A 21,299-nucleotide genomic window follows, 5' to 3' on the forward strand; every position below is an offset into this window, starting at 1 on the left:
ATCTAGCGAATAAAAATACGCCAACCCCGTGGGTTGGCGTATTTTATCGACGTTTAGAAGTTACAGGTATTATCAGACATGTAGTCATGAACGCTGATCTTACCAGCGATAATGTCAGCTTTAAGACCATCTACGTATGCTTTCATTTCATCGCTAATTAAGGCTGCATTGTTTTCATCTAGCGCCCAATCGATAGAATTTTCTTTTAAACCTAAGGCTTTAATCCCTGGTTTCCAAGAATTGTTGATGCCGTCTTCCCAAGTTCCGTAGGCTGCGACACCGACTTTCTTAACCATAGAAGTCAGCATAGTACCCGGTTGAAGGTGGTTTTGGTTTGAATCAACACCAATCGCAAATTTACCAGCGTCTTTTGCTGCTTGGTAAACCCCTAAACCAGTACCGCCTGCGGCAGCGTAGATTACATCAGCTCCTTTAGAGAACTGAGATTTAGCCAGTTCTGAGCCCTTTGCAGGATCGGCAAAGGCTGCAGGTGTTGAGCCTGTCATATTTTCTAATACTTTAATATCAGGATTGGCGTAAAGCGCGCCTTGTTTATAACCACAGGCGAATTTACGGATTAATGGGATGTCCATTCCACCAATAAAACCAACGGTGTTGGTTTTTGAGGCTTTTGCCGCAAGCGCTCCGACTAAGAATGACCCTTCCTGTTCTTTAAATACGATAGATTGCACATTCGGTTTATCAACGACCATATCGATAATGGTAAATTGCGTATCTGGAAACTCAGAGGCGACTTTTTCGACTGAAGATGCAAAGTTAAATCCGACAGCGACAATCGGTCCAAAACCGCGACTGGCTAAGCGACGTAAACCCTGTTCACGTTGTGCTTCGTTTTGCGGTTCAAATTCGCGAACATCTACGCCTTTGTCTTTTTTAAATACTTCGACACCGTTGCGATATACGGCTTCGTTGAACGACTTATCAAATTTACCTGCGGTATCGTAAACTACTGCTGGTTTAGCGGCTAAAGCGCTAAAAGATGCTACAGCGAAAGCGGCAGCTGTAAGCTTGGTTGCGAATTTTTTCACGGTTAACTCCCTGTTTTTTTAGAAGTGTTTGTATTATTTACAGCAATCTGACTAGCCTAGCTTGACCTGTTATATTTTCTGAGCTGCAATTGTGACTAAGCGCATAGCCTGCCTTACATTTCCTTGGTTAGCTACGGACTATCGTTTAGGCCGAAACATAACCAGTATCATCTGTAAGTATCAACGGACTTGCGCTGCGTTACAGTTGTCCGATGAATAACTATCATTGCATCATGAAATTATCTTATGTTAGGCCTTTCTACCACTGATAAATATGCAGTGATCGAACTATAGAGTAGGGCGAAGGATAAATGAATTCAATATTGCTGCTTCAGTATTTCACTAGATCATTGGGTTGATTAAGAGATATTACCTAGTTATGTGGGTAATATGCAGATAAAATCCAGTTTACAGCTAAAATGAGGAAGGATATTTTGAACCAGATCGTCAGATTTTTTCGAAAGTGCTTAGTGCGTTATGATCGTTGGTTAGCTGAAACTGGTTTAGATAAGCCTTGCCGAAGCTGTATTCCACGGGAACATCTCAAGTCAGAGGACGATTAACTATGGCTTGGTTTGATACGCACTGTCATCTTGACTTTCCTCCCTTTGATGCGGATCTTGCCAGTCACTTAATGAAGTTTAAGCAGCAGAATATTGCTCAGTGTCTGGTGCCAGCTGTGGGGCCGGATAATTGGCTACGGGTGTTACATCTATCTTCCCATCCAATGTTGCATGTTGCGCTGGGCTATCATCCCTGCTTTTTCGATCCACAAGCTTTACAAGGTCAGCCTGAATTACTCTTAGCCGATTTATTACAGCTTGAACAGTTAGTCGAAACTCATCGTCAGCAAATCATTGCTTGGGGCGAATGTGGCTTAGATGGTCGCTTCCCAGAAACTCTTGCTCACCAAGAGTTTGCTTTGGTGCGGCAAATTGCCGCTGCACAACATCAGCAATTGCCGTTACTCATTCATTCGGTACGTTTACATGATCGGGTTGCGCAATTATTGAAGCTGGAACAGTTTAATCAAGGTGGGATTATTCATGGCTTTAGTGGTAGCTATACTCAAGCCAGTCGTTTTGTTGATTTAGGTTTTAAGCTCGGTATTGGCGGAGGAATTACTTGGCCTCGCTCTGAAAAAACGCGCAAGGCACTGCGACGCCTACCATTACAGGCTTTGGTATTGGAAACCGACGCGCCAGATATGCCTTTGTACCAGATGCAGGAGGCGTATAATAGTCCACTCAATTTACCAACGATTTTTAACTGTTTGTTAGAGTTACGCAATGAGTCTGCGGAACAGCTTCAACAGGCCTTATGGGAAAATAGCCATCAGGTCCTAAATTTGTCGATATAAGCGGTCTTGACTACCGCCATTGTACTGTTGCAATTTGTAGGAACGGCGTCACTTCCATAGACCTTGGTTTCGAGTTTATCGCCATCAGCGCTTAAATTTGTCGATATGTTCAGAGTTTACCGCCGCCACTGCGGCGCTGACGAGTTCACTTGCAGTCATTTGTTGCTCGCAACAGCCCAAACGCATCGCGGGGGTAAGACCCTCTTTATCTGGGAGTAGATAGTTAAATAAAGCTCGGTTTATTTCAAATAAGGCATCAACGGAACTAAAACTTTTCAGTTGTTTAGGCATATTTAACTGCAGGTGTTGGAAAAAGTTTTGGCAAGCTAAGGGTTGGGCTAAGGCGACCTTTGTCGGATTTTGTTGAGCACTGGTGATTGAGCAAAAAGCTCCGAAATCGGCGGGATACCAGCGATCGTTCCACCAACCAACCTTGTTACCCGCCGATCCCATATCAGTTTCACTGCGGGGGTGGCGATAGACGTAATAAATATCGGCTCGTTGCTGTTTTATCTCTTCAACACACGACATAAGGGCTGCGCCACGGATACTACTTTCGTGCTCGATGTAGTGATGGAAATTTTGGTTTTGGCTGGTAAAGGCGCTTAGTAATTGAAAGTGAGCGTAAGCCGTAAGTGCTGGCTGCAATAGCTGGCTGCCACGCAAGGCAGCGGTGCTACCGTAATGTAGATCTTCAAAGTGATAGCGATTCAGGGTGAGTTGGTAACGTCGTTTTAGCGCCTCAACGATCGGGCTATCCGATAATGGGGGTAACAGAGTAGAGGTTTTTTGTTGATAGTGAGCGCTATCGTTTAACTGCAGTTGGCTTTGGTTATGGGTGTGCAGTAACACATAACCGGAAGTGACTTCAGTTGAGCATAGTGTCCAGATACGTTTCTGTTCAGAAAACTCATGGATCTGGCTTTCGGTATGTAGTGCGCAGAAGCTTCTATGCAGCACCCTTTGCTCCTGTTGCCGACTATAAAAGCGTAAACATTGATATAGGCGTTGCAATAGCTGGTAATAGATCTTCGGAGCAATCTCTAGCTGTTGCATTATTTGTTGTGGGTTGTGGCCTCGATTTAGCAGGCTGAATAACCTTGATAAAGGCTCAAGCCCCTTGATGTTCACTTGGGTAAACACGTTTTGGCACTTGCGGCATTGATAACGCTGGCTATTGGCTCCCGTCTTACCGTAGCGTTTCACCCCAACAGTCGTACCGAGGAAAAAACCGGGTTCGCAGTGGCTGCAGCCACAGGGGGATTTCGTTAGCTGCTGTTTGGCTTTTTCCTCAACAATTAAATTGACACTGTGGCTGTCGACCAATGGCGGATAACTGCCACAGGCTTTGCAGTGCAAGGCTGGATAACCCAAATGTTGACTTTCAGCTAGATAGTCAGAACTTTCGGTCAGGCCAAAATTTGGGCAGCGGCAGTTTTTGCAGCAGTTAAACTGGTGTCTAAAACTATGTGCGGAGGCATTTTGCAGCTTTGCTGCCGCCTGAGCCTCATTCACAATACACTCTCATTATCAACATATTCAGTTACAACTCTCACATTTTGTTCTCATTGACCACAATAGCGTGACTTGAGTCACGAATTGCCGTTGATTTAGGTCCTACACTCATCAGCCTGTAGTCGCTAGTCATTTAATCGTCGAATTTCGACTCTGCTTAGTGAATCACTAAGGCTTCTTTAAATAGAACGTCTCTAGCTCGCTTGAGTGGTTTGCGAGCAAGAATGATTGCCATTGGCAGAATTCAGCAGGCGATTTGCTGGTGCGCGTTTATTTACTTATTAAAAATTTAATCTCAGTTATATTTTGTTGGATTTTTAATCTGATTGTCATGGTTATGCCATCTTAGGCAAGTCAGGTTTTATTATCAACACATTTGGTTATTTAATCGGCTGTTAGGCCGTATATGTCTATAGGGTTTGATCTGTCCCTCATTTAAGGCCTAGGGCCACGGTATCATTGCCGCCGTTATTATATCGGCTCGCAAACGGCCTTGCTGGGGACTCGATGTAACTGCAAACGTTATGATGCTTCGTTGATATTTGTTTCGCTTGAGAAAAATGAAACGGTGCTGATTGTATTAAAAGACAACTTAATCGAGAGACACGAATGAATAGTACGGTAATGAGCTTGGTTGGCGTATTCGCGCTACTAGGAATAGCATTGTTGCTTTCCGATAATAGATCCCGAATTAATAAACGCACGGTATTCGGCGCGTTTGTGATTCAAGCTGGATTTGGCGCTTTTGTGCTTTATCTTCCCTTTGGGCAGGAGGTTCTTGCCACTGTCTCTAACGGCGTTCAATCGGTGATTAATAGTGCCCAGGCGGGAATTGATTTCCTATTCGGTGGTTTAGCCACTGACGCCATGTTTGCCAATGGTGTCGGTTTTGTATTTGCTTTTCGGGTACTGCCAATCATCGTATTTTTCTCGTCTTTAATCGCAGTTTTATACCATCTCGGTATTATGCAAAAAGTGATTTTTTTGATTGGTGGCGGCTTGCAAAAAATACTTGGAACGAGCCGGCCGGAGTCGATGTCGGCTACCGCGAATATTTTTGTGGGTCAAACCGAAGCGCCGATTGTAGTGAAGCCCTTCATTCCCAAAATGAGTGAATCGGAGTTATTTGCCATCATGGTGGGTGGGCTTGCTTCGGTCGCAGGTTCTGTTTTAGCGGGTTATGCTGGACTCGGTGTCGAGCTTAAATATTTGATAGCGGCATCATTTATGGCGGCTCCCGGCGGCTTGTTGATGGCGAAGATGATCAAGCCAGAAACCAAGCCATCAGAGCAAGATATGGATGCCGCTCTTAATGAAGTTGAGCGCCCGGCAAATGTAATTGATGCGGCCGCCGTTGGTGCTTCAAATGGTATGCAACTCGCATTAAATGTGGGGGCGATGTTGTTGGCCTTTATTGGTTTAATTGCTTTAATGAATCATATGGTTGGTGGGGTCGGAGCCTGGTTTGGCTTAGAGCATTTAACGGTTCAATTAATTCTCGGTTACATTTTTGCGCCACTTGCTTGGATTATAGGGGTGCCTTGGGCTGAAGCAGTTCAAGCGGGTAGTTTTATTGGTCAGAAAGTTATTGTGAATGAATTTGTCGCTTACGTCGATTTTGTGAATGTACGAGCTACGTTATCGGAACACACTCAAATTGTGGTGACTTTTGCTTTGTGTGGGTTTGCTAACCTGTCTTCTATCGCAATTTTACTCGGTGGTTTGGGGAGTATGGCTCCGACGCGTCGCAGTGACATTGCGCGTTTGGGACTTAAAGCCGTTGCTGCTGCGTCACTAGCTAATTTGATGAGTGCGGCACTGGCAGGATTTTTTACCAGTTTGTTATAGCGACTGTCGTTTTTTGGCCTTGCGCCGAGAAGCTAAGCTATATCGCTGGTCTACTTTTTATTAACTTTGAGGAATAGTTATGTCTCAGTCTCTCACCGTGGTGGCGCAGCAAGCGCTATCTTTGATGGATCTTACGACGCTAAATGATGATGACACTCGTGCGAGTGTCGCAGCTTTGTGTGCTCAAGCCAGTTCAGCTCAAGGGCAAGTTGCTGCGGTATGTATTTACCCTCGATTTATTCCTTTTGCTCGTCGCATATTAGCGGAACAAGGTGCCAGCGAAGTAAAAATTGCGACGGTGACTAACTTCCCTCTGGGGGAAGATGATGTCGCTTTAGCGGTCGCTGAAACTAAGGCCGCAGTTGCTTACGGTGCCGATGAGGTGGATGTGGTCTTTCCATGGCGAGCTTTAATGGCGGGGAACCAACAGGTGGGAACAGACTTAGTTGCTCAATGTAAGGCAGCCTGTGGCAGCGCGGTGAAACTGAAAGTGATTATCGAAAGTGGAGAACTTAAGTCAGCTGATTTGATTGCCAAAGCCAGTGAGCTGGCGATAAAAGCTGGGGCCGATTTTATCAAAACCTCAACTGGCAAGGTAGCAGTGAACGCCACTCCAGAAGCTGCGAAAGTGATGCTGAATGCCATCGCTAAATTTAATCCTAACTGTGGTTTTAAAGCGGCTGGTGGGGTGAAAAGTGCTGAACAAGCCAAGATTTATCTTGACCTTGCTCGTCAGATCTTAGGGGATGAGTGGTTGAGTCAAGCGCATTTTCGGTTTGGCGCGTCTAGTTTATTAGCTGCTTTACAAGCCACGATTTTAGGTGACTCAAAGGCTGAAGCTGGCGCTGGTTATTAAGCCCTAAGATGGTTAAGGAAAGCTAATGTTGCTACCTCAAGAAATTATTCGACGTAAACGAGATGGAAAAACGCTCTCGTTGGCAGAAATCCAATTTATGGTGAATGGGCTCAGTCGTGGTCAACTCAGCGATAGCCAAGTTGGGGCTTTTGCGATGGCGGTGTATTTTCAGGGGATGAAACCTGAAGAAGCCACTGCATTAACCTGCGCAATGCGTGACTCTGGTCAAGTACTCAGTTGGCAGCATCTCGACTTGCCTGGGCCTGTGGTCGATAAACATTCAACGGGTGGGGTTGGCGATTTAACTTCCTTGATTTTAGGACCAATGGTTGCAGCTTGTGGGGGTCATGTACCGATGATCTCAGGCCGCGGTTTAGGTCATACCGGCGGTACTCTGGATAAACTTGAAGCTATCCCCGGTTACTCCATTAGCCCGACGACTCAGCAGTTTGAACAGATCGTCAAACAGGTTGGGGTTGCGATTATTGGTCAAACCGGAGAATTAGCTCCTGCCGATAAACGTTTGTATGCGATCCGCGATGTGACTGCCACCGTTGAATCTATTCCGTTGATTACTGCATCTATTCTTAGTAAAAAGTTGGCCTCTGGTCTCGATGCTTTGGTCATGGATGTGAAGGTGGGGAGTGGCGCATTCATGCCTGATTACGCCCAATCTCAGTGTTTAGCCGAAAGTATTGTACAGGTTGCCAATGCCGCTGAGGTGAAATGCTGCGCCTTGCTGACGGATATGAACCAGCCTTTAGCGCCCAGTGCCGGTAATGCGCTAGAGGTGGCCGAAGCCTTACGCTACCTGAAAGGCGACCGCTCGGCACAGCGTCTACATCAAGTGACGACGGCTTTAGCCGTAGAGATGTTGTTAGCGAGTGGCTTAGCCAGTAGCCAGCAACAAGCGGAACAAAAACTTGCGGTAAGTCTCTCGTCGGGAGCTGCCTTAGAACGTTTCTCGATGATGGTGGCAGCGCTTGGTGGGCCGCATGATTTTGTGCAACGTAGTGAGCAATATTTACCGAAGGCTAAGCTTATCAAACCACTTGTTGCTGAACGCGATGGTATTGTGACACAAATCGATTGCCGCGCATTAGGCATGGTTGTTGTTAGTTTAGGTGGCGGTAGAACGGTCGCTGGTGCAGCCATCGATCATAGTGTTGGGATTAGTGATTTAGTCGAGTTAGGTGCTCAGATCATTCAAGGGCAAAGCTTACTCTACTTGCATGCGCAAGACGAGTCCTCTTGGGAAGCAGCAGCGAGGCTGTTACAGCAAGCTATCACGATAGAGTCGTCCGTGACTGTATCGACAACGGTTGTCGCGGAACATCCGGTTTATCAACGTATTGGTCCGCAATAAGGAGATCTTATGAAACGTGCAATTATCTTAATGTTGGACTCATTTGGCATTGGTGCCAGTGCAGATGCTGACAAATTTGGAGATCAAGGCGCCAATACCATGCTACATATTGCCGAGCAATGTGCCGCAGGCAAGGCTGATATTGGCCGCAGTGGGCCGTTAACATTGCCTAATTTGAATCGGCTTGGTTTGGGCCAGGCTTGTGCCGACAGCGGCGGTGTTTACCCACCAGGTTTAGATCCTAAGGTTAATTTTGAGGCTTGTTATGGTTATGCCGCAGAGATGTCTAGCGGCAAAGATACCCCGAGTGGGCACTGGGAAATCGCTGGGGTACCGGTACTATTTGACTGGGGCTATTTTAGCGAGACAGAGAATAGTTTTCCGCAAAGTTTGCTGGATGAGTTAGTTGAACGGGCTGAACTGCCAGGTTATTTAGGGAATTGCCATGCTTCTGGTACTGAGGTCCTCACGCGCTTAGGGGAAGAGCACATGGCAAGCGGTAAGCCGATTTTTTATACTTCGGCGGATAGCGTGTTTCAAATAGCGGCGCATGAAGAAACCTTTGGTTTAGAGCGTCTATTAAAGTTATGCGAGTTGGCTCGAGAGCTGGTGGACCCTTATAACATTGGTCGAGTCATCGCTCGTCCTTTTATTGGGGCTAATGCGGCTGAGTTTGCTCGTACTGGTAATCGCCGTGATTTATCAGTCTTACCACCGGCCCCTACCTTATTAGATAAGATGGCTGAAGCGGGTGGCGAAGTGGTTAGTATTGGGAAAATTGCCGATATTTATGCTCAGCAGGGGATTACCCGTAAGGTGAAGGCGACAGGGCTTGAAGCGCTATTCGACTTAACTTTGAGCGAGATGGCTCGGCAAGTGGATCACAGCATAATTTTTACCAATTTTGTTGATTTTGATTCTTCTTATGGACATCGTCGTGATGTGGCAGGTTATGCCGCAGCCTTAGAATATTTTGATCAGCGTTTACCTGAACTGCTGGCACAGCTTGGTGATGAAGACATCGTGGTACTTACCGCAGACCATGGTTGTGATCCAACATGGCCAGGTACCGATCATACGCGTGAACACATTCCGGTTATTTTCTTTGGGAATAATTTGACCGCTAAGAATGTCGGGAAGCGTGATAGCTTTGCTGATATAGGCCAAACCATCGCCGACTATATGGGTTTACCAGCCTTACAATATGGACGTAGTTTTTTACAAGAATAAGTATTTTTAGCAGCTAATACGGCTTTATCTTGCTGCTGTCGACATAACTTTTATTAGGAGAATATATGGCAACCCCTCATATCAATGCTAAGCCTGGTGATTTTGCTGAAACGGTACTGATGCCCGGCGATCCATTGCGTGCGAAATATATTGCGGAAACTTATCTACAAGATGTTGTTGAAGTGACAGGTGTGCGTAACATGCTCGGATTTACTGGGACTTACAAGGGCAAACGAGTCTCTGTCATGGGCTCGGGCATGGGGATCCCCAGTTGTTCTATTTATGCCCATGAACTGTATACCCAATATGGTGTAGAAAACATTATTCGTGTGGGAAGTGCTGGCGCGGTTAGCGAGCAAATTAAATTGCGTGATGTGGTGATTGCCATGGGCGCGTGTACTGACTCCAAGGTTAACCGAAGCCGTTTTAAAGGACATGACTTTGCGGCAATCGCTAATTATGACTTACTACGCGCAGCGGTGGATAGTGCAAAGACTCATGGCATTGATGCGAAAGTGGGTAATATTTTCTCTGCCGACCTATTCTACAGCCCAGAGCCTGATATGTTTGATGTTTTAGAAAAACACAATGTTTATGCGGTGGAAATGGAAGCGGCCGGTTTATACGGTGTTGCTGCAGAATGTGGTAAGGCGGCGTTATGTGTGGTGACCATTTCTGATCATATTCGTACCGGCGAGCAAACCACAGCCGAAGAGCGCCAAACAACCTTCAATGAGATGATTATTCTTACCTTAGAATCGTTACTTTAAGTTGGTTTTGAGAGAGGCTTTGGCGGTGATATAACGGTGGAAAATCAACTTCCATCGAACGTCCTCAAAGCACTCTCAATTTATTCTCAATCGATGATGATTGAAGGACAGGAACACCGCCTTAATGACGGCTTTTGGACAGCGACTTTATCGGGAGCACAAAGCTCGCCGAGCCGCTTCAAAGCACTCTCCATTGATATATGATTAGCCTAAGTTTTACTTGTTGCTGCTTCTGGCGGCGATGCTTGCCAATAGTTGCTTCGCTTGTTTACTGTTTTTGCGTTGTGCTCGGTTATTAATCCGTAGCAACATCGCGAAACGACGTTTTCTTGAGAGTACTCGAGTAAGAAAAAAACCGATGGATATCGACATTAAAAACATTAGCATCATTCGTGCTTGACCATCACTCACATAAGTATTGGCTTCGGCTAATAGAGTTGTGTGCTCTAGCGTAATCCGTAAATAACCTAAAGTTTCTCCCTGCGGGCCTCTAATTTCAGCAATGTAGGGGCGTCTGCCGAGGCCCTCTAAGGGTGTATGGCTACTTCCGGCTAAGGGGAGAAGCTTGCTTAAAGGCAGTGCTTGCTGTGATTGGGCTAAGCGGAGCCCTTGATGGTCATAAATGGTAGCGTCTTTAACAAAATGTTCTTTGACTAAGGCATTCACCAAGTATGTGAGTTCGGCTTGATTATCTTCTCCGATAAAAGCCGCTGCGTTCAAGGCTGCTAGCGAAGTGAGTGAGCGCGCTAGTTTTTCAGTTTGATTTTCAATTAATTGCTCACCGCTATGCTTTAAGTCTAAATAGCCGTAAAGAACCCAAATGCAGCACCCAATGGCAATAACAAATTGGAAAAATTGAATGAATCGATAGCGTTTTACTGCTGATTTGGCCACGCGAACCTCTTTTTTATCGTCAAAGCTATTGTAGGTGCTTGCCAAACTAAAAAGCAATACGCTATCTTGATGCGCCGCATTTGTAATTAACAAGGAATCAGTTTGCAATCACCTCATAGCCTAGACCGCTTACCGCAGTCCTTAACTCAGTGGTCTCTTTCTTTAAAACAGTTTCCCTACCAAGTTTGCCCCGAGTTGGGCCTGCAGGAAACTAACCAAGGTCTCACTGGTAGTTACATCTTGGCTTGGGCGAAAGAGTTACTGATTAGTGATTTTATTAGCTTAAGTCAAAGCTTCATGTCGCAGCAAGCATTGCAGCTCTGCGGAGTGATGCCTGCCGCAGGAAATATTTGTGTTTTGTTACGTAGCGATGCCGACGCGCAATGGTGTAGAACACAGCTAGAGGCACAAGACTTTGCTTTTGATGTGGTGGTCTTAAATCGTTTACCAGACTTAAGTGAACCCGGTTTAGTGTTGATGGATATGGATTCCACCACGATTCAAATCGAATGTATCGATGAGATTGCCGCCTTGGCTGGCGTAGGAGAGCAGGTGAGTGCAGTGACTGCAGCCGCGATGCGTGGTGAGTTAGATTTTGAGCAGAGTTTGCGTAGTCGAGTTGGCTTACTCAAAGATGCGCCGCAAAGCATTTTACAGCAGGTGGCTGACCAAATGCCCTTGATGCCGGGTCTAGAGTGCTTGATTAAAACGGTTCAGCAAGCGGGCTGGAAGGTAGCCATCGCCTCGGGAGGATTCACCTTCTTTGCTGAGCGGCTGCAACGTGACTTAGGTTTTGACTATGTGAAAGCCAACGTACTCGCGATAGAACAACAACGACTCACTGGTGAAGTGATTGGTGGAGTGGTTGATGCGCAGGTGAAAGCAGATGTATTAGCCCAGCTAAAACAGCAATATGGCGCTAAGCAAACCATGGCGATAGGCGATGGGGCGAATGATTTGAAAATGTTAGCAGTTGCCGATTTTGGGGTCGCGATTCATGCCAAGCCTTTGGTACAAGAGCAGGCGCAATTGTCGGTCAAACACAGCGATTTAGATGGGGTGGTATGTATCCTACAAGCCGCTAAAATGCTGATTGCTTAGACGATAACCTGTATATCTCTGCATCCTTGCGGCGAGATTGATGCCTGCCCGATAGAACTGAGTGCTATCGGGCCCATAACATCGATTTTTATCGTCGTTTTTTATATGAAGTATCGCGTCGATTACGCTCCGCTATAGGGGCGTGTTAATCGCGACTCAAGCGAAAGCGCTGCATTATTTCAGCACTGATATCTGTTAACTCAATCAGACCTGCAACACTCCATAACTCATCTTCTAATTGTTTGGCTCGATGGATGGCGTAATTGCTAATGTAGTCTAGTTCACGTTGTATATACTCGGTATCTGGGCGGCCCACACGTGATAACAATAAGGAGAAGGCATGGACCTGACCGCGGTCTAGACTCAGCTGAATAAATTCTCGTTGTTGTTGGCTTGACTTAAAGCCACTACTGAGTCGCTGGCTGAGTAGTTTTTTGCCATCTTTTGAGAGCACGACGATCAGCTCGAAGCGTTCGGGTGGATCACTCGGTCGATGGTCTTTTAAGCGTGAAGAAATAAGTGAGCCAAGGTTCTCATGGGCTAGAAATTGGCTTAAATCCGCAGTTTGCTTGTGTTTATCAATATTGAGTAGCAGATCGCTAGCCTGAGGGATCGTGCCATAGGCAACGCAGCCCACTTCCAGATTGCCAGGGATCTTATTAATGTATAAGGCTCGGCAAAAGAGCGGCGCACAAACAAGTTGTCGCAGCGCATCTGATAATCCCGAAATATTTCTTCCTTCTGGCACCAGTGGTAGTTTATCTAAGTTATGATCGATTAATTGTTTAAAGAAACCTCGACCTTGATGTACTTTCCCTTTTGTATCCACCGCTTTTAAGTTGTAGATGGTATGGCTGGTATTACAGTTAACCACCTGGTAGTTGAGCTGGGTTAAATTAAAACTTTTCACTAGTTTTTGAAATTGAGGGAGAGCCAAGTTCAAGTGATCGTCAGGATTGAAATCCAGAGGTGTTTCAACTTGGATTTTCATTCCGCCGAGCGAGAAATCGACCACCCATCCACTTTCTATAAGGCCTCGGTGTTCAACCTCGACCAGAGAGCGGTATTGGTAGCGATTTTCTTTACGCAGCTGCATATACTTGTAGCTAATTTGCTCAAAAGCGGTAATTGATTGTTTTGTTTGGTTGAATAAAGCCAGTTTATTGGGGTTATCGTTTAAGGGGTAGTTCTGCTGATAATCGCTGCCATTATCTGCCCCGGTGATATCACTTAATAAGCCGACCACACTCAAATTTTCAAGGGCATTGGCAACCCGCTCTTGTTCAATAGCAGAATCTTTTCTAGGCAAGGGAGTACTCACTTGCGCATCGCTCGCTTGGGCTTTTTGCCACTGAAATCTAAACACTTTCCAGCTTGGCTTACGGCAGCCAAAGGCGAAGTAGAGCGCGCGAATTTCCGGGTGTTCTGCGAGTTCTTCACTGCTGGCAGAATAAAAGAACAACTTGTTATTGGTGGTATGGGTAAAGCAATAAATCAGGCTTTCACCTTGATTTATTGCCTGATAACGCATCATTCGCGGATGATGAAATAGCTGGGATAAATGGCTGGTATTGGTTTCATCTCGCCAGTAAGACAACAGTTCTAAATTGTTCGGCGTGGCTAAAACATAAGTTAGTTGCGGTGGCGTTTGACCGGTAAAATATAGCGGGACACTGCTGAGTCGCGGCATCAAATATTGTTCGTAGCCTTTGGTGATGACCGCCGCGGTGATATTATCCACATCAACTCGGTAGCGCCCCCGGTATGAGCGCAAGAAAGTACTAAAAAAGTGGTTAAACTCTTCGCTGGGATCGATCACGGTCATTCGTAACCACTTTTTCTGATCCTTCTGGTCAATTCCTACGATTCGATATTCAGTTCCCGCGCTGAGAACCCGATTGGCAAACTCTTTTTCCAAACCGGTGAAGTAAACTAAATAGTGTTCGCCTAGAGTATAGGCTCGCTTAGGGTCAACCTGAACCCGTAAGCCCGAGACCGACATATTGGAGCTTCGAGCATCAAATTGTTCGCCGTTTAAGGTCGCCATTTTAATGGGAGCTGTGAGGTGCATTCGCTCTTCACTGCGGCCAATGTAGTGGCCTAAACGTATTGCTCTGGCCTCCACCATTTTAGGTTTACGAGCCGCTGCTTGCTGAGGGCTGATGTTTTTTTGCTGCATCACCTTAAAGTTATTTTCGGTGCTTTGCAGTTTTTCAAAAATACCTAAGGTGTATTGATTTTGATAAAGCTGGAGTTGTTGTTTAAATACTTTAATTGCGACTTCATCTAGGTAATGGGTTTTACCTTGGTAAGTAAATTCGCCGCATTCCCCGTCTACTTTATCTCGTAAATCGACCAATCGTTGGCAAGGAGCCGACAAGCGTTGCATTTCCATTTTTAGTAAGAAGCGTTCATTGTTTGACAGCTCCTGAGTCGCGCGATTAAACACTTGGTTAAAATCTTTGCTGCCCATGAGTGGTAATAAACGTTCGATTAATGCATAGCCCTTAGTATGTGGCATTGGTCTGGGTATTTTTCCTTACTGATTGGTTTTACTGTCAAATCTTTGGCTGAGTCTTTACACTTAGCAAAGATTGTGCCTTCAGATCGGATTAAGGCAAGGTTTTTTAATGATATTTTTGCACTGAGTTGTGGTTAGGGGGCGAAATGGCAAAAGTGAAAACGGCCTATGTATGTAACGACTGTGGTGCTGACTTCCCGCGCTGGCAAGGTCAATGCGGTGAATGTAAAGCCTGGAATACCATTAGTGAAGTCCGTTTAAGTGCTGCGCCTGCGCGTAATGACCGCTTTAGCGGATACGCAGGAGGGACCAGTGTCGGTAAGGTTCAAACCTTAGACAGTATTGATTTAGCTGAATTACCACGTTTTTCGACTGGATTTGTTGAGTTTGATAGGGTTCTTGGCGGTGGCGTTGTGCCGGGAAGTGCCACTTTGATTGGAGGCAGTCCAGGAGCCGGGAAGAGTACTTTGTTACTGCAGACCATGTGTGGCTTGGCTCAGCATATGACTACCTTGTATGTCACTGGTGAAGAGTCGCTTCAACAAATCGCTTTGCGAGCCCAACGTTTGGGCTTACCGAAAGACAAACTGCAATTGTTAGCCGAAACCAGTGTTGAGCAAATTGGTCAAATCGCCTTACAAGTTAAACCTAAAATGATGGTTATTGATTCGATCCAGGTGATGCATATGGCAGATATTCAGTCGGCTCCCGGAGGCGTTAGTCAAGTTCGAGAGAGTGCCGCTTGGTTGACTCGTTTTGCCAAACAACACCATATAGCGATGTTTATGGTAGGACACGTGACCAAAGATGGTTCTTTGGCAGGGCCTAAAGTGTTGGAGCACTGCATCGATTGCTCGATTATGTTAGAAGGTGATGCCGATGGGCGTTTTCGTACCTTGCGCGGCCACAAAAACCGTTTTGGAGCGATTAATGAGTTAGGGGTGTTTGCGATGACCGAGCAGGGGATGCGGGAAGTTTCCAACCCTTCGGCAATTTTTTTATCGCGAGGTCAAGAGCCCGCACCTGGCTCGGTGGTGATGGTGGTATGGGAGGGGACTCGTCCGCTGTTGGTGGAGATCCAAGCCTTGGTTGACTATAGCCAAATGGCTAATCCGCGACGGGTTGCAGTGGGTTTTGAGCAAAACCGTTTAGCGATGTTACTGGCCGTGATGCATCGCCATGCGGGGGTTCAGATGTCGGATCAGGATGTATTTACCAATATTGTTGGTGGCGTGAGAGTTGCCGAAACTGGTGCCGATTTAGCCCTGTTGGTGGCAATGGTCTCGAGTTTTCGTAATCAAATCTTGCCTCGTGATTTAGTGGTTTTTGGTGAGGTGGGCTTATCGGGTGAAATTCGACCGGTGAGCAATGGTCAAGAACGGCTAAATGAAGCGGCTAAGCATGGTTTTAAACGCGCTATAATCCCTTTGGCAAATCGACCCAAAGTAGCCATTAAGGGACTTGAGGTGATAGCGGTTGCTAAGCTGGTTGAAGCTTTAGAAGCGGTTTAATCCGCTTCTATCGGTTGTGCAACTAAGTGTTCTAACTCTCGGTGTAGCAGTTCATCATCACCTAAATTGAGTTCAATCAGGCGTTTAAGGTGACTGGCGCTTTCTAAGTCAAGATGAAGACAGCGTAAGCCTAGCTGTTTGTCTCGTAGATGTTTTACTTCTACATCCATGGTAATGGTCAGTTCTTCAACGGCCATGTCAGTTAAGTTAAAGCTAAGCGTGAGTTGACTTAATTGTTCATCCCAGTCTTGGGGGAGCGTAACCAGAGCTCCACGCAGAGATAAGTCTAATAGTTTACATGACCAAAATTGCTCTCCGTGGTTGAGAGAGGCTGGGCGGTCAAATAATACTCGCAAAAATTGGCGACGTTCATGCATAAAGCGCTTCCTAATATGGCCTTTAACTTGCCCCTAAGACTAGCTTAAATAAGTCTAATTTGCAGCAATCAAGATAAAAATCATCTGCTGCTGAAATGCGGTGAGTATTTGTTGATGTAGAGGATGTTGCTTTAGCCCGCTTCTAGACCAAAGTATTTGTCGCTGTTTTCTAGCTTGTGATTAGGGGGGCATTTTCATCATTGCATGTTAGCGTTTCTTCCTTCGTATAAAGAAGCGAGACATGGCGCTAAAATTATTCATCAATGCTCAACAAGCCTTAGGTTCATGATTTGGCCGCGTCGCTTAAATGAGGGGGAAGCACTATGATTAAATAGACGCCGTATGGGTTTGGGAAGACACAGTGATCCCTCATGTTCGTATAACTAGAGTGATAGATGAATCGATCAGCAGAGCAATTAACGATTTTGTTGATTCAAATTCGCGATGATTTGAATACACGTATCGAAGAACTCGCTAGTTTTAGCCATTTTTGTGGCGTACCAGCGGCGCAATTTCGCGTGCTGAATGTCTTTGAGCAAGCTCATTTTGACGAACGAGTATTACTTGATGTGGATGCGGTATTAGTGGGCGGCTCTAGTGAAGCCAGCGTGCTGCAACCGCAGCGTTATCCTTTTGTATCCGCCATTCAAGGTTTATTACTCGCCTGTATTGAGCGACAGCTTCCGACTTTTTGTTCTTGTTTTGGCTTTCAGTTATCGGTATTAGCTTTAGGAGGAGAAATTCATCACCAGTCGCAAGGTTTTGAAATGGGAACCTTGGCGCTTCATCTTCACCGAGCCGCAGCCAAAGACCCGCTGTTTAAAGAACTTCCAGATCCGTTTTTGGCGGTATCGGTCCATCGAGATAGTGCACTTTGTTTACCGGACTGTTGTCAAGTATTGGCTTATAGTGAACAATGTTTGCATGCCTTTAAGCACAAACTGGCGCCGTTTTGGGCAACTCAGTTTCATCCTGAAGTGAATCGCAGTATCTTGGTTGAGCGGTTAAGCCAATTTAAACATCAGTACACGCAGGGGGAGCAGCATTTGCAGCAAGTATTGAGCCGAGTTCAGGAAACGCCAGAGAGTAATGCGCTATTAGCCAGTTTTATTCAACGAGTCGTGCTCGCATGAAAATAGTCAAAATTCTAGTGCTCTGTATTTTCGGCTGGTTTTTCTTGGCTGCAAAACCCAACTTAACCGGCTTTCGGCCAGAGCAAGTATGCCAAGCAGGCATCGCAAGCATGGCCTCGGTGGCTCCAAAACAAGTCAGTATTTATCGCAGTCAAGCTCCCTTATGGCAATTGCGACTAAGCAAACATGGCCAAACTCAAAGCTATTATTGCCAATTACAAGCCGATGAAATTTTGTGGCGACGTGCTGAAGATAGCCTGTGGCAGGACAGTCCAAAGCTGCGTTTTCAAAGCAATTCGAGTTCTCGGCAATTGATTATCACTCACTACCTTGGACAAGCACGCTTGGCTGAACATAATTTTCGTGGTGAAGATTTCCTCTAGTACGCATGATATCCCATCGATTAAGGCGCGCAGCTACCTCGATGCCTCAAGCTCGCCTTGTGTCGTTTTGGGGCTACAGTTTTGCAGCCTTATCTAAAACCACATCATTGATTTGTGTGCAGCATTGCTTGCGATGGCATTGGTTTGATATATAAGCCAAAAACCACTTTAGAGGAATTGGTTTTAGTAAGAGGTGTCTGGTTCAATATCTAGTTTATGATTTTACTTTAAGTCAAAAAAGCAGCTTAAAAATCTTGAATGGCTAGTGTTTTGCAGGTATTCTCCCGCGAAAATATATATTCATCTCCTGTGAATATAACAACACATTTAGCTTAATAGAGTGATTTTATATGCGTGACGTGGAGGCGCTCAGCGTGCCTGATTCCGATCAAACCATCCCCTCAACTCAAATCCCAGCTTGGAAGTTTATCTTACCGTCTTTGCTGGGGATCTTTTTGTTCATGCTACCGCTGCCTTATAACGGTTCTTACACGATTCCGGTGGCTATCTTGGCAAAAAGCTTGGTAGCAGGCCTGGGCGATAGCGCCTTATGGCTGGTCGTGGGTTTTATTACGATTAGTGCCATCATGTCGACTTATACCTTGCTTACCAAGCCGCGTTGGTTGGGTAAAAATGCCTTATTAACGTCTCTGTTTAAGGTCTCAAAGGCTTGGTATGGGATCCGTATGCTGGGCTGGGTATTAGTATTGCTGTGTGCCTTCAAGATAGGCCCCGAGGCGATTTGGTCGGGTGATACTGGTGGACTCATTTTAGGAGACTTACTACCCACACTACTCAGTGTATTTATTTTCGCAGGCTTGTTATTACCACTCTTGTTGAACTTTGGCTTGCTAGAGTTTGTGGGCACTTTACTGAGCAAGGTGATGCGTCCGGTATTTGGGCTGCCGGGCCGCAGCGCCGTAGATTGTATGGCATCTTGGTTAGGTGATGGCAGTGTCGGGATCTTGTTGACCAACAAACAATATGAAGACAAACACTATACTCAGCGTGAAGGAGTCGTGATAGCGACAACCTTTTCGGCGGTGTCGATTACCTTTAGTCTGGTGGTATTAGCGCAGGTTAATTTGGAGCACATGTTTGCGCCCTTTTACTTAACCGTGTGTGTCGCTGGTGTTGCAGCTGCGGTCATTGTACCGCGCTTGCCACCCCTGTCGGGCTTTAGTGATAAGTTCATCGATGGCAGTCAGCGCCAGAAAAATAGTGAAGTGCTTCCCGAAGGCTATAGCAGCGTTGCTTGGGCATATAGCTTAGCGCGGCATCAAGCGGGCCGAGCCAGTCATCCAAAACAATTGCTTAAAGAAGGGCTGCACAACGTATTAGACATGGTTCTTGGGGTATTACCGGTAATTATGGCTGTGGGAACCGTCGCCTTAGTGATTGCAGATACCACCCCTATTTTTGCTTACTTAGGCAAGCCGTTTATTCCTTTATTAGAGTTGTTGCAATTGCCAGAAGCCGCACGGGCCTCAGAAACCTTGGTGGTAGGCTTTGCCGATATGTTTATTCCTTCGATTCTTGCCGCATCTATCGAAGCCGATATCACCCGTTTTGTGATTGCCGCAGTGTCGGTGACGCAGTTGATTTACTTATCGGAAGTGGGTGCCTTAATTATGGGGAGCCAGTTGCCGGTGAAATTGTGGCAGTTGTTTGCGATATTTTTAATTCGTACCCTAGTCACCTTGCCGTTGATTGCGTTGATGGCGCATCTATTCTTTTAGAACTGACATTTTGGCGATACTTAATACTGTAGATTGTTAAGTATCGCTGCTATGGTATTGCTCCAATCAATATTTACCCTCATCAATTAGCGAGTAATCAAAGTGGAAAAAACTATGGCTTATCGCGCCGCTGTATTTGATATGGATGGCTTATTACTCGACAGTGAGCGGGTGTCGTACGATACCTTCGCAGCTGCTTGCGCCGAGTTGAGTATCGAATTTAAAGAGTCCGTTTACTTACAAATTATTGGGACTAATGCGCAACAGATTAAAAAAATCTTATGTGCAGGCTACGGCCAAGACCTCCCTTATGACCAGTTACGGGCGTGTTGGATAGCTAAGTATCATGCAATTGTGATGCATCAAGCAGTTCCCTTAAAAACTGGGGCGCTGGCTTTGTTGCAATGGTTTAAATCTGAATCGATTCCGGTAGCGCTGGCCACTTCATCGGCCCGAGATACGGCAGAAAAGAAATTGGAGCATGCGGGGATCCGTCAGTTTTTCGATCATATCTCAACCGGTTGTGAAGTCACATATAGTAAACCTCATCCGGAGATTTTCCTTAAGGCTGCGCAGGGTTTGGCGGTAGATCCACAGCATTGTCTGGCCTTTGAAGACTCAGATAATGGCGTGCGTGCAGCGGTGGCTGCCGGGATGCAAGTGTATCAAGTTCCCGATCTGATCCCCCCTAGCGAGCAGCTTAAGCTATTGAATCATGAGATCCGCTTGTCCCTTAGCGAGGTCCTAGCCGAGCTGGCTTAATCGCCGTTAATTTTTTGACGCTAGCTGCTGGCACTGTTTTTGCTCAATCAAGATGATTAACATCAGGATTGAGCAAATTATGATAGAAATACAGATCAGTGAAAATGTGCAAGCCAGCTTACCACGGGCATTTCCTTCCTTAGAGCATGCTTTTTTTCGCCATCGCTGGAGTGCTCATGCTTTTGCTGTTGGTGACCACGAGTGTTTGGCCGTGATTGAGCGAAATAGTGGCTACGTCATATTATTCTTTGATTTATGCCAAGCGGATTACCTGCATTTTTCTCGGGTTCTACAGCTGCGCTTATTAACAGAAGCGATCGCCGTGGCGGATCTGGAAGAAGATGAAGCCGCGTGTTTAAAACAGCGAATGCTAGCTGATTTTCAGAATATCATGGTCACCGAAGGGGTCAATCACCCGATCACCCCGCAACTTGATAAAGTGAAAGGTTTGGTATTGGCAATGGCTCAGCGCGAAGGCGGTGTGCCCAAGCAGCAAATGGAAGAGTTTCGTTGGGGAGTTATTTTAAATGACTTTGCACAGCGTCATTCTGGCTTAAGTCCTTATCAACAGATGCAGCAACAATGGCAAGAAATGGCGGTGAACGTACCTTTGAGTCGCGATCATGTTTCACAGGCGAAGCAACCCGTTCTTCACTAATGGCTAAGCTTTAAGCCACCACAGCTTGTGGAGTTCTAGGGCATTTATGGCTTCGGTCAATGCTGAACAAGTGATATCATATTTTGCCGTTGGTATCGCCGATAAGTGCAGCATTGAGCGACTAAAAAGCATTTGGTATTTTATTGATAAAACAGAACACCGCACCGCACCGAGTTTGTATTGAGTCGCGTATTAGAGAACTCGAGTTAGAATGAGGGAGTCGCAA

The 21,299-nt window shown here is 45.9% G+C and carries 20 protein-coding genes; 15 read left to right on the top strand and 5 right to left on the bottom strand.

What is annotated here, in order from left to right:
• Positions 1 to 53 precede the first annotated feature (53 nt).
• Positions 54 to 1,049, bottom strand: coding sequence for a BMP family lipoprotein (locus tag ACRRS0_RS04285; protein ID WP_432454457.1), 996 nt, complete (start codon positions 1,047 to 1,049; stop codon positions 54 to 56).
• 419 nt (positions 1,050 to 1,468) lie between these two features.
• Between ACRRS0_RS04285 and ACRRS0_RS04290 the strand changes: the two genes are divergently transcribed.
• Together ACRRS0_RS04290 and ACRRS0_RS04295 are read left to right on the top strand one after the other, a co-directional pair.
• The gene (locus ACRRS0_RS04290) at positions 1,469 to 1,612 is read left to right on the top strand and encodes a DUF5363 family protein (RefSeq protein ID WP_432454456.1); all 144 of its coding nucleotides are present in this window, start codon (positions 1,469 to 1,471) and stop codon (positions 1,610 to 1,612) included.
• A gap of 2 nt (positions 1,613 to 1,614) precedes the next feature.
• Positions 1,615 to 2,409 carry a TatD family hydrolase gene (locus ACRRS0_RS04295; protein ID WP_432454455.1) on the top strand — a complete coding sequence of 265 codons (795 nt, stop codon included), beginning with the start codon at positions 1,615 to 1,617 and terminating at the stop codon, positions 2,407 to 2,409.
• Between the two features lie 84 nt (positions 2,410 to 2,493).
• On the opposite strand, the gene ACRRS0_RS04300 is transcribed toward ACRRS0_RS04295, so the two are convergent.
• Positions 2,494 to 3,924, bottom strand: a complete 1,431-nt coding sequence (locus ACRRS0_RS04300; RefSeq protein WP_432454454.1) for a hypothetical protein — start codon at positions 3,922 to 3,924, stop codon at positions 2,494 to 2,496.
• 609 nt (positions 3,925 to 4,533) lie between these two features.
• Between ACRRS0_RS04300 and ACRRS0_RS04305 the strand changes: the two genes are divergently transcribed.
• The 5 genes from ACRRS0_RS04305 (at position 4,534) to deoD (ending at position 9,994) form a co-directional block, all read left to right on the top strand.
• Positions 4,534 to 5,772: a NupC/NupG family nucleoside CNT transporter gene (locus ACRRS0_RS04305; protein WP_432454453.1), complete on the top strand. Its 1,239-nt coding sequence runs from the start codon at positions 4,534 to 4,536 to the stop codon at positions 5,770 to 5,772.
• Between the two features lie 79 nt (positions 5,773 to 5,851).
• Positions 5,852 to 6,628 carry a deoxyribose-phosphate aldolase gene (gene deoC / locus ACRRS0_RS04310; RefSeq protein WP_432454452.1) on the top strand — a complete coding sequence of 259 codons (777 nt, stop codon included), beginning with the start codon at positions 5,852 to 5,854 and terminating at the stop codon, positions 6,626 to 6,628.
• A 25-nt stretch (positions 6,629 to 6,653) separates the two neighbouring features.
• Positions 6,654 to 7,994, top strand: coding sequence for a thymidine phosphorylase (gene deoA, locus ACRRS0_RS04315; protein WP_432454451.1), 1,341 nt, complete (start codon positions 6,654 to 6,656; stop codon positions 7,992 to 7,994).
• Positions 7,995 to 8,003: 9 nt separating this feature from the next.
• A complete protein-coding gene (locus tag ACRRS0_RS04320) occupies positions 8,004 to 9,224 on the top strand; it encodes a phosphopentomutase (protein WP_432454450.1) in 1,221 nt (406 codons plus the stop codon).
• Between the two features lie 65 nt (positions 9,225 to 9,289).
• Positions 9,290 to 9,994, top strand: a complete 705-nt coding sequence (gene deoD / locus ACRRS0_RS04325) for a purine-nucleoside phosphorylase (RefSeq protein WP_432454449.1) — start codon at positions 9,290 to 9,292, stop codon at positions 9,992 to 9,994.
• A gap of 216 nt (positions 9,995 to 10,210) precedes the next feature.
• Here the strand turns inward: deoD and ACRRS0_RS04330 are convergent, their stop codons facing one another.
• On the bottom strand, positions 10,211 to 10,996 hold the full coding sequence (locus ACRRS0_RS04330; protein ID WP_432454447.1) for a YtjB family periplasmic protein: 786 nt from the start codon (positions 10,994 to 10,996) through the stop codon (positions 10,211 to 10,213).
• On the opposite strand from ACRRS0_RS04330, the gene serB reads away from it, so the two are divergent.
• Positions 10,991 to 11,989, top strand: a complete 999-nt coding sequence (gene serB, locus ACRRS0_RS04335) for a phosphoserine phosphatase SerB (RefSeq protein WP_432454446.1) — start codon at positions 10,991 to 10,993, stop codon at positions 11,987 to 11,989. The two genes, ACRRS0_RS04330 and serB, sit on opposite strands and share 6 nt — an antisense overlap.
• Positions 11,990 to 12,134: 145 nt before the next feature.
• Here serB and ACRRS0_RS04340 read toward each other — a convergent pair whose 3' ends face one another.
• Entirely contained in the window at positions 12,135 to 14,510 is a 2,376-nt protein-coding gene (locus ACRRS0_RS04340) for a PilZ domain-containing protein (RefSeq protein WP_432454445.1), read from the bottom strand.
• A gap of 146 nt (positions 14,511 to 14,656) precedes the next feature.
• On the opposite strand from ACRRS0_RS04340, the gene radA reads away from it, so the two are divergent.
• A complete protein-coding gene (gene radA / locus ACRRS0_RS04345) occupies positions 14,657 to 16,021 on the top strand; it encodes a DNA repair protein RadA (protein ID WP_432454444.1) in 1,365 nt (454 codons plus the stop codon).
• Here the strand turns inward: radA and ACRRS0_RS04350 are convergent.
• Positions 16,018 to 16,398, bottom strand: a complete 381-nt coding sequence (locus tag ACRRS0_RS04350; protein WP_432454443.1) for a PilZ domain-containing protein — start codon at positions 16,396 to 16,398, stop codon at positions 16,018 to 16,020. The genes radA and ACRRS0_RS04350 overlap by 4 nt on opposite strands.
• 395 nt (positions 16,399 to 16,793) lie before the next feature.
• Here ACRRS0_RS04350 and ACRRS0_RS04355 point away from each other — a divergent pair, with 395 nt between their 5' ends.
• The 6 genes from ACRRS0_RS04355 to ACRRS0_RS04380 all read left to right on the top strand — a co-directional run bounded on the left by ACRRS0_RS04355 (position 16,794) and on the right by ACRRS0_RS04380 (position 21,257).
• Positions 16,794 to 17,531: a type 1 glutamine amidotransferase gene (locus ACRRS0_RS04355; protein ID WP_432454442.1), complete on the top strand. Its 738-nt coding sequence runs from the start codon at positions 16,794 to 16,796 to the stop codon at positions 17,529 to 17,531.
• The gene (locus ACRRS0_RS04360) at positions 17,528 to 17,914 is read left to right on the top strand and encodes a hypothetical protein (protein ID WP_432454441.1); all 387 of its coding nucleotides are present in this window, start codon (positions 17,528 to 17,530) and stop codon (positions 17,912 to 17,914) included. Before ACRRS0_RS04355 ends, ACRRS0_RS04360 begins: the two co-directional genes overlap by 4 nt.
• 350 nt (positions 17,915 to 18,264) lie before the next feature.
• Complete coding sequence (locus tag ACRRS0_RS04365; RefSeq protein WP_432454440.1) at positions 18,265 to 19,653, top strand: YjiH family protein; 1,389 nt, start codon at positions 18,265 to 18,267, stop codon at positions 19,651 to 19,653.
• A gap of 114 nt (positions 19,654 to 19,767) precedes the next feature.
• The gene (locus ACRRS0_RS04370; RefSeq protein WP_432454439.1) at positions 19,768 to 20,415 is read left to right on the top strand and encodes an HAD family hydrolase; all 648 of its coding nucleotides are present in this window, start codon (positions 19,768 to 19,770) and stop codon (positions 20,413 to 20,415) included.
• Positions 20,416 to 20,494: 79 nt separating this feature from the next.
• Positions 20,495 to 21,073 (top strand): hypothetical protein, encoded by a 579-nt coding sequence (locus ACRRS0_RS04375; protein ID WP_432454437.1) that lies wholly within the window; start codon positions 20,495 to 20,497, stop codon positions 21,071 to 21,073.
• A 46-nt stretch (positions 21,074 to 21,119) separates the two neighbouring features.
• Complete coding sequence (locus ACRRS0_RS04380) at positions 21,120 to 21,257, top strand: hypothetical protein (RefSeq protein ID WP_432454436.1); 138 nt, start codon at positions 21,120 to 21,122, stop codon at positions 21,255 to 21,257.
• Positions 21,258 to 21,299: the final 42 nt, after the last annotated feature.

The organism is Agarivorans sp. QJM3NY_29 (assembly GCF_050870835.2).
In the GTDB taxonomy this organism is placed as follows: Bacteria; Pseudomonadota; Gammaproteobacteria; order Enterobacterales; family Celerinatantimonadaceae; genus Agarivorans.

What these genes read in the sequence shown, in the direction of transcription:
- ACRRS0_RS04290 (WP_432454456.1), top strand. Translation starts at nt 1,469, where the DNA reads ATGAGGAAGGATATTTTGAACCAGATCGTCAGATTTTTTCGAAAGTGC.
- ACRRS0_RS04295 (WP_432454455.1), top strand. Translation starts at nt 1,615, where the DNA reads ATGGCTTGGTTTGATACGCACTGTCATCTTGACTTTCCTCCCTTTGAT.
- ACRRS0_RS04305 (WP_432454453.1), top strand. Translation starts at nt 4,534, where the DNA reads ATGAATAGTACGGTAATGAGCTTGGTTGGCGTATTCGCGCTACTAGGA.
- deoC (WP_432454452.1), top strand. Translation starts at nt 5,852, where the DNA reads ATGTCTCAGTCTCTCACCGTGGTGGCGCAGCAAGCGCTATCTTTGATG.
- deoA (WP_432454451.1), top strand. Translation starts at nt 6,654, where the DNA reads ATGTTGCTACCTCAAGAAATTATTCGACGTAAACGAGATGGAAAAACG.
- ACRRS0_RS04320 (WP_432454450.1), top strand. Translation starts at nt 8,004, where the DNA reads ATGAAACGTGCAATTATCTTAATGTTGGACTCATTTGGCATTGGTGCC.
- deoD (WP_432454449.1), top strand. Translation starts at nt 9,290, where the DNA reads ATGGCAACCCCTCATATCAATGCTAAGCCTGGTGATTTTGCTGAAACG.
- ACRRS0_RS04340 (WP_432454445.1), bottom strand. Translation starts at nt 14,510, where the DNA reads ATGCCACATACTAAGGGCTATGCATTAATCGAACGTTTATTACCACTC.
- radA (WP_432454444.1), top strand. Translation starts at nt 14,657, where the DNA reads ATGGCAAAAGTGAAAACGGCCTATGTATGTAACGACTGTGGTGCTGAC.
- ACRRS0_RS04350 (WP_432454443.1), bottom strand. Translation starts at nt 16,398, where the DNA reads ATGCATGAACGTCGCCAATTTTTGCGAGTATTATTTGACCGCCCAGCC.
- ACRRS0_RS04355 (WP_432454442.1), top strand. Translation starts at nt 16,794, where the DNA reads ATGAATCGATCAGCAGAGCAATTAACGATTTTGTTGATTCAAATTCGC.
- ACRRS0_RS04360 (WP_432454441.1), top strand. Translation starts at nt 17,528, where the DNA reads ATGAAAATAGTCAAAATTCTAGTGCTCTGTATTTTCGGCTGGTTTTTC.
- ACRRS0_RS04365 (WP_432454440.1), top strand. Translation starts at nt 18,265, where the DNA reads ATGCGTGACGTGGAGGCGCTCAGCGTGCCTGATTCCGATCAAACCATC.
- ACRRS0_RS04370 (WP_432454439.1), top strand. Translation starts at nt 19,768, where the DNA reads ATGGCTTATCGCGCCGCTGTATTTGATATGGATGGCTTATTACTCGAC.
- ACRRS0_RS04375 (WP_432454437.1), top strand. Translation starts at nt 20,495, where the DNA reads ATGATAGAAATACAGATCAGTGAAAATGTGCAAGCCAGCTTACCACGG.
- ACRRS0_RS04380 (WP_432454436.1), top strand. Translation starts at nt 21,120, where the DNA reads ATGGCTTCGGTCAATGCTGAACAAGTGATATCATATTTTGCCGTTGGT.